The sequence below is a fragment of the uncultured Pluralibacter sp. genome (assembly GCF_913775985.1).
Taxonomy (GTDB): domain Bacteria; phylum Pseudomonadota; class Gammaproteobacteria; order Enterobacterales; family Enterobacteriaceae; genus Pluralibacter.
Window position 1 is genome coordinate 20263 of the sequence record NZ_CAJYMB010000097.1, and the last position, 8239, is coordinate 28501.

Below are 8239 nucleotides of genomic sequence, written 5' to 3' on the forward strand. Positions count from 1 at the left end.
GATTTTCTTATGCGATCTATTTTAACAGATAGATTATCTATGGCGATGCATTTATTGCAGATGGCAAAAACCCCTCTGGTAATAAAGGCCTGACCGCTCCATATCATCATCTGCGTAGAGAGCGGTTCAGGCCAGGGGGAAATAAGATTAACGCTACGGCATAACTAATTAAAACAGAAAACTATAAAACAGTGATGTAAACCATACCGTTCGAAGCAATAAATGCAGCTGCCATCAGTACGCAAGCCAGTAAAACAAACAGTATGCTGCTCCAGACCTTTCCGGATCTGCGCACTTTTTGATAGCTTACCTTCATCTTATCAACATCAGAAAGCTTGCTATCAATATCGATAAGCTTATCGTAAAGCAGCATCGTATTGTTTCTGGAGGAAATCTCCTGATTCTCGCTGCGGCGTTTTTCTGCTTCCTCGGGCGACACTCCCTGAAACAGGAGTTGCCACTCAATGATCACCTGTTTTCTGTCCATTTTTTTATTCCGCCGATCTATTTTTTGAGTACCAGTCAATAACAATGACCGCATGATAATGGCTGACATAACCACAGTTTTTACAGACCATCATATATTGAGCATTATCGGGTTCAACATCGTATTTAGCATTAATCGCAGAAGGCCACACAAAATACTTATTAACCTCATTATTATTGGTTTCGGTATCAGCTTTAACCGTCGGAATATAAATAGTATCCGAATTACAGGCTATGCAATTGATACGTGCACCAACCCCTGTTAAAAAATCATTAAAAATCTCTGGTGTAATCAAATGAAAAACACTCACAGTTAACCCCCGGTGTTAACGAGTCAGCAATTAATGATGATTCGAATTTTATTACTTATTCAGCAGCAATATTTAACTTCAGATAATAGTCTTTACCCATAATCTTACCGCTATTAAGCCAGTCGATACCGTTATTGGTTAACGAAGATACGCTGCCGCTCTGGGCATAGGTTACTCCATGCTGGTCGGTTATTATAAAGCTGTTCGGCCCAACAATTCTTCCTACATACTGTGCCTGCGAGTTTCGTTGCTGGTGATCGTTAATACGATTAAAGAAACGCTCACCATATTGCGTGACCATTTTTTGAATTTCCTTACGATACTGATCGCGATTTAAAGCAGCATCCGACTTAAGGTTTGTAACAATAAATCCGTACAACTCAGCATTGGCCAGTGCTATAGCCATCTTTTCTGAAGCACCGTCGATAAATCGAGCAGCATTGACCGTGGTAGTTTTCGCAGCATCATTTTTATTATCGGTCGCAGCTTTCTGATCTTTTTTACTATTTTGCTCGTTTTCAGTTGTTTTAGTGTCCATCCAAACAGATGTATCAACAGCATCGTAAATCGTTGAAGATGCCCACGCTATACACGCCGTACGCAACTCTTTTTTGTCTGCCTTACGTATCATATTAGCCGTTTCCTGAGACGCTCTTACATTGGTGAGATCTATCTTTTGGGCAGCCAGTACGTCTTGCAAAGAAGCTTTCACATTTGGCGATGATGCGTGGCAGATGAGCTGCATCAGAAGCGGGCTTTTTTGATTATTAAAGAGAGGTACCATATCATCAATGGCCTCTGATATAACACTCAATGCTGGCAGGGTGACAGAATAAACTGGTGTTACTTTCTTAGCTGCAGCAGCACGCGGTGCTGCGGATGCTGTCTGCACGGCCATAATACTCGCCAGTACGGCAACAGAGCCGGATAGATATTTTTTGTTCATTTAAAATTCCTTTTTAATTTATTGAATAATATCGATAGTGACGCGTCGGTTAGGTGAAAGGCAAGCAATAAGCTGCGCCTGATTATTTCCGGAGCACTCTACAAGGGGATCATTTGCACCCATGCCTACGGCCATAATTTTATCACGTTCTACTCCCTGGGCAACGAGATAGTCTTTTATCGCTTCTGCTCGTTGTGCCGAGAGCATATTATTATAACTCGCCGATCCGAGTCTATCCGTATATCCTGTTACTTTGATATTAACATTGTCCGGCAGTTCACTGGCAAATTCAGCAATCTCCTGGAGCCCGTCAACGCGAAGCTCTGCGCTGTTAAAATTGAAAAGAGCTTCAGAGCTAAATACTTTTTCCGAAGATACAGTCAGCATTTTATCAGAAGGTTTAGCCGTCAGGCAATTCTCAGGTAAATAATAATAGCTCTGAGCTACCATATCCTTATTAAAAAGAACTTTAAGCTGACATGTTTTTAAGCCATCATTTTCTTTAACCTTAATAATATAGTCCCACTCCTTAACGCCCCACACCCCCTCTTTAAAGTGAGGAACGCCCATCAAATCATATAGCTGAGGTTTGGTTAAACCCTTTTTAAGCAACGCCATTCGCTCGGTGGTTACAATGATGCCTTCTTTAAATACCGCAGATTCTTTATCCGGAAATATGGGATGCTGCGTTTGTCCCGCAGAGTCAACATCACTTAAAGATCGTGTACAGCCGGATAATAAAGAAGCAACAACGCCTAATAGCAATGTGCATTTCGCCACAGATTTCAGATACATAATAAAGTCCTTTTGGAATCCTTGTATGGCCGGAGAAGAACTCCGGCCATGTTTAGATAATTAAATTACCACTGATATCCGACGCCGACGCTTACACCAAAGTCACCCTGACTGGTTGATGTTCCTGACAGCTTAGATACCCACTTGCCATTGTCTGAAATAGTCGATACGCCTATCGCTAGCGCTGACTGACCTTTATAAGAACCTCCACTCATTGCCATCATGCTGGCACCTGGTGAATAAGGTTGAGGAAGCGTTGCCATTGCCATGGCACCGGCAATACCTGCACTCAACTTATTCGTCTGCTTATTGACCATATGTTTCAGCTGACCGAATTTATTATCGGTGTACTGATTAGACATATCGATGCCCTGCTTCAGCTGATCGACGTTAACCGCATCGGTACCACGTGTTCCTCGGGCAACATTAGTAATTTGCCGCTCAGAACCTGCCGCACCCACTGAGATGCTATTATCGCGATCGGCAACGGAGCCGGTTCCCAGCGCAACCGTATTTTTACCTTTGGCTGAACTGTTGTTACCTAACGCAATGCTATTTTCAGCTGAGGCCATCGAATTATTACCAATGGCGACACTGTTAGCTCCGCTCGCTTTCGCTCCCGCGCCACCTGCCAGGGAATCTTTCCCGGTCGGGGTCGGCTTGGCTCGCTTGCTGGTATTGTTCACCTGGAACATACCTTCGCGGCCTTCGGTCAGGTTATTAACATTTCCACCGATATTCTTAACGGTACTTTCAACACCCTTAAGCTGCCCTACGTTCACGGCATCGGTAAGCTCTTTACCATCAGCAACGTTGGTGATCTGACGCTCGTTACCTTTGCTACCCACCGACAGCGTATTTTCACGGTTAGCAACAGAGTTAGAACCCAGCGCAATCGAGTTATTAGCCCCTTCGTTAACCACGGCGCCGGAACCAATCGCGACAGAATTATCAGCCTTGCTGCTAGCATTCCCCCCCATCGCTATCGAACCAGTACCGCTGGCGCTGGCATTCGTGCCGGTCGCAATCGCATTGTCACCGGTAGCCTGAGAGCCATGACCGCTGGCAATTGAGCTAGCGCCCGAAGCCAGTGCGCCATTACCGCTGGCAAGTGAACTGCTGCCAGACGCAACCGAGTCAGGGCCAATAGCCACAGCATCAGCGCCGGTAGCCGAAGAGTCTTTGCCTTTGGAGTTAGCGTGGAAGTAGCGGATACCATTACTGTTAATGTTATTAACAATATCCCCGCCCCAGTTCTTCAGCTGTCCATAGTTAACGGCATCTTTATCTTCTGTACCATCGGCAACGTTGGTTATCTTCTTACCGCCTGCATCAATACCGTCCACGGTAACTGATGGGCCGTTGGCAATTCTCAATCCGCTGTTGTTCAGGTTAACGCTACCGATAGTTACGCTACCTGAATCCGTCAGATTCAGATTATTTGCCAGTCCAACGCTCACAGTCCCGTCCTGCTGAAGAACAGACACGTTCTCATCAGACGGTTTGAATACCACGGTATCGCCCGGCTTAACTGTGCTGCTATTGCCGTTTGCATCCGAGACATTCCAGCCGCGGCCGGCAACCTCGCCGAGGCTATCCAACTGACCTTTGTTGACCGCATCGTCGGCATTTTTACCATTGGTAATGCCGCTAATACGGCCGCTGCCGTCGGCGTTCACCGTTACGTTACCGAACTTCGGCGACTCGGCCATCGTGATATTGAGGTTTCCATTCTCATCTACCGAAGTGCGCAGATTCGCACCGCTGTAAAGGCCTTTCGTCAGACCCTCGCCGCGGACCGTGAATGTATCCCCCAGGTTCAAATGGCCTGCACCAACGTTACCCGCGATGTTAAGACCCTTGCTGGACAGATCTTTGCCTACACTGTCCATCTGGCCCTTATTCACCGCGTCAGTATCGTTCACCGCATCGCCTACGTCGGTAATGTTCTTACCGCCTGCGCTGATGCCGCCGCCGGTGATGCTCGGACCGCCGGTGATGATCAGGCCGTCGTTGTTCACCGTGGTGTTGCCCGTCACGATGGAGCCGGTATCACCCAGGTTCAGGTTGTTCGCCAGTCCTACGGTGACCGTACCATCCGCCTGCGTAACCGTCAGGTTGTCGTTCGACGGTGCGAAAGTCACCGTGTCGCCCGGCTTAACCTGGCTCGCGTTGCCGCTGGCATCGGAGACGCTCCAGCCTTTGTTGGCCAACTCGCCGACCTTGTCCATCTGGCCCTTGTTAACCGCATCAGTCGCGTTAACCGCATCGCCTACATCGGTAATTGTCTTACCGCCTGCACTGATGCCGCCGCCGGTGATGCTCGGGCCGCCCGTAATAGTCAGGCCGTCGTTGTTCACCGTGGTGTTGCCCGTCACGATGGAGCCCGCCGCACCCAGGTTCAGGCTGCTCGCCAGCCCAACGGTGACCGTACCATCCGCCTGCGTAACCGTCAGGTTGTCGTTCGACGGTGCGAAAGTCACCGTGTCGCCCGGCTTGACCTGGCTCGCGTTGCCACTGGCATCGGAGACGTTCCAGCCTTTGTTGGCCAACTCGCCGACCTTGTCCATCTGGCCCTTGTTCACCGCATCGGTAGCGTTCACGGCGTCGCCTACGTCGGTAATGTTCTTACCGCCTGCGCTGATGCCGCCGCCGGTGATGCTCGGGCCGCCCGTAATAGTCAGGCCGTCGTTGTTCACCGTGGTGTTACCCGTCACGATGGAGCCTGCCGCACCCAGGTTCAGGTTGCTCGCCAGCCCTACGGTGACCGTACCGTCCGCCTGCGTAACCGTCAGGTTATCGTTCGACGGCGCGAAGGTCACCGTGTCGCCCGGCTTGATGGCGCTCGCGTTGCCGCTGGCATCGGAGACGTTCCAGCCCTTGTTAGCCATCTCGCCGATGCTGTCCATCTGGCCCTTGTTCACCGCGTCGGTGGCGTTCACCGCGTCCGCCACGCCGCTGATGCGGCCGCTGCCGTCGGCGTTCACCGTCACGTCGCCGAAGGTCGGGGAGTCCGACATCGCCACGTTCAGGCTGCCATCTTCACCCACCGTGGTGCGCAGGTTCTTGCCGCTGTAGGTGCCTGCGGTAGTGCCTTCGCCTTTCACGGTCAGGGTGTCGCCCAGGTTCAGGTGGCCAATGCCGTCGTTACCCGCCAGGTTCAGACCTTTACTGGACAGATCTCTGCCCACGCTGTCCATCTGACCCTTGTTCACCGCGTCGGTCGCATTAACCGCATCCCCTACGTCGGTGATGGTCTTACCGCCTGCGCTGATGCCGCCGCCGGTGATACTCGGACCGCCGGTGATGGTCAGGCCGTCGTTGTTCACCGTGGTGTTACCCGTCACGATAGAACCGGTATCCCCCAGGTTCAGGTTGTTCGCCAGCCCTACGGTAACCGTACCGTCCGCCTGCGCTACCGTCAGGTTGCCGTTAGACGGCTTGAAGGTCGCTTTGTCGCCCGGCTTGATGGTGCTGTCGGTGGTGCCGTCCGACAGGATCCAGCCCTTGTTCGCCACCGCGCCCACGCTGTCCATCTGGCCCTTGTTCACCGCGTCGGTCGCGTTCACCGCGTCCGCCACGCCGCTGATGCGGCCGCTGCCGTCCGGATTCACCGTCACGTTGCCGAAGGTCGGGGAGTCCGACATCGCCACGTTCAGGCTGCCGTCCGCGCCCACAGTAGTGCGCAGGTTCTTACCGCTGTAGGTACCCGCGGTAGTCCCTTCGCCCTTCACGGTCAGGGTGTCACCCAGGTTCAGGTGGCCGGTACCCACGTTGCCCGCCAGGTTCAGACCCTTGCTGGTCAGCGCCGCATCGGTGTTACCCAGCTGGCTGACGTTCACCGCGTCGGTCGCATTCACGCCCGCCGCCACGTCGGTGATGATCCGCTTGCCGGCACTGATCCCGCCGCTGGTCACGCTCGGACCATTAGCAAGCGTCAGTCCGTCGCTGTTCAGCGTAGTGCCGCCCAGTGCGATGGAGCCCGCCGCGCCCAGATTCAGCGTGTCGGCCAGGCCGACCGTCACCGTGCCGTCCTTCTGCGCTACCGTCAGGTTGCCGTTCGATGGCTTGAAGGTCGCCTTGTCACCCGGCTTGATGGTGCTGTCGGTGGTGCCGTCCGAGAGGGTCCAGCCCTTATTCGCCACCGCGCCCACGCTGTCCATCTGGCCCTTGTTCACCGCGTCGGTCGCGTTCACCGCGTCAGCCACGCCGCTGATGCGGCCGCTGCCGTCGGCGTTCACCGTCACGTTACCGAAGGTCGGGGAGTCCGACATCGCCACGTTCAGGCTGCCGTTCGCATCTACCGTGGTACGCAGGTTCTTGCCGCTGTAGGTGCCCGCGGTAGTGCCTTCGCCCTTCACGGTCAGGGTGTCGCCCAGGTTCAGATGACCCGTGCCCACGTTGCCCGCCAGGTTCAGACCCTTACCGGACAGCTCGCTGCCGATATTGTCCATCTGGCCTTTATTCACCGCATCGGTGGACTTCACGCCGTCCGCCACGTCGGTGATGACCTTGCCGCCGGCATTGATGCCACCGGTGGTCACACTCGGGCCGCCCGCAACGATCAGTCCGCTGTTGTTCAGCGTGGTGTTGCCCGTCACGATGGAGCCGGAATCACCCAGGTTCAGGTTATTCGCCAGGCCCACGGTCACGGTGCCGTCCTTCTGCGCCACCGTCAGGTTGCCGTTGGACGCCGCGAAGGTCGCCTTGTCACCCGGCTTGATGGTGCTGTCGGTGGTGCCGTCCGACAGGATCCAGCCCTGGTTCGCCACCGCGCCGATGCTGTCCAGCTGCCCCTTGTTCACCGCGTCGGTCGCGTTCACCGCGTCCGACACGCCGCTGATGCGGCCGCTGCCGTCGGCGTTCACCTTCACGTCGCCGAATGTCGGAGACTCCGCCATCGCCACGTTCAGGCTGCCGTTCGCATCTACCGTGGTGCGCAGGTTCTTGCCGCTGTAGTCGCCCGGGGTGGTCCCTTCGCCCTTCACGGTCATCGTCTCGCCCAGCTTAAAGCCGCGGCTGCCCACGTTACCCGCCAGGGTCAGACCCTTGTTGGTCAGCTCCTCGCTGGCGCTGCCCAGCTGGCTCATGTTCACCGCGTCGGTCGCGTTCTCACCCGCCTTCACGCCGGTAATTTTCATGCCACCGGCATCAATACCGCCGGTCGTCAGTTTTGGACCGTTGGCGATGGTCAGGCCGTCGCCGTTCAGCATGATGTTGCCGTTGGCGCCCATGGCAACGGAGCCCGCCGCACCCAGGTTCAGCGTGTCGGACAGGCCGACCGTCACCGTGCCGTCCTTCTGCGCCACCGTCAGGTTGCCGTTCGACGGCTTAAAGGTCGCCTTGTCACCCGGCTTGATGGTGCTGTCGGTGGTGCCGTCAGACAGGGTCCAGCCCTGGTTCGCCACCGCGCCGATGCTGTCCAGCTGCCCCTTGTTCACCGCGTCGGTGGCGTTCACCGCATCTGACACGCCGCTGATGCGGCCGCTGCCGTCCGGGTTCACCTTCACGTTGCCGAAGGTCGGAGACTCGGCCATCGCCACGTTCAGGTTGCCATCCTTATCTACCGTGGTGCTCAGGTTCTTGCCGCTGTAGGTGCCCGGGGTGGTCCCTTCGCCCTTCACGGTCATCGTCTCACCCAGCTTAAAGCCGCGGCTGCCCACGTTACCCGCCAGGGTCAGCCCCTTGTTGCTCAGCTCCT

5 protein-coding genes are annotated in these 8239 nt (G+C 54.5%); all 5 read right to left on the minus strand.

Annotation, left to right across the window (positions count from 1 at the left end; all coding sequences use genetic code 11):
• Window positions 1-181: 181 nt before the first annotated feature.
• Window positions 182-487 carry a hypothetical protein gene (locus QZ766_RS12300; RefSeq protein WP_297202363.1) on the minus strand — a complete coding sequence of 102 codons (306 nt, stop codon included), beginning with the start codon at window positions 485-487 and terminating at the stop codon, window positions 182-184.
• A gap of 4 nt (window positions 488-491) precedes the next feature.
• The gene (locus QZ766_RS12305; RefSeq protein ID WP_297202365.1) at window positions 492-797 is read right to left on the minus strand and encodes a hypothetical protein; all 306 of its coding nucleotides are present in this window, start codon (window positions 795-797) and stop codon (window positions 492-494) included.
• 55 nt (window positions 798-852) lie between these two features.
• Entirely contained in the window at window positions 853-1743 is an 891-nt protein-coding gene (locus QZ766_RS12310; protein WP_297202367.1) for a hypothetical protein, read from the minus strand.
• 18 nt (window positions 1744-1761) lie between these two features.
• Window positions 1762-2538, minus strand: coding sequence for an OmpA family protein (locus tag QZ766_RS12315; RefSeq protein ID WP_297202369.1), 777 nt, complete (start codon window positions 2536-2538; stop codon window positions 1762-1764).
• Window positions 2539-2603: 65 nt separating this feature from the next.
• The coding region (locus tag QZ766_RS12320; RefSeq protein WP_297202371.1) for a YadA-like family protein at window positions 2604-8239 on the minus strand (5636 nt) is incomplete at its 5' end.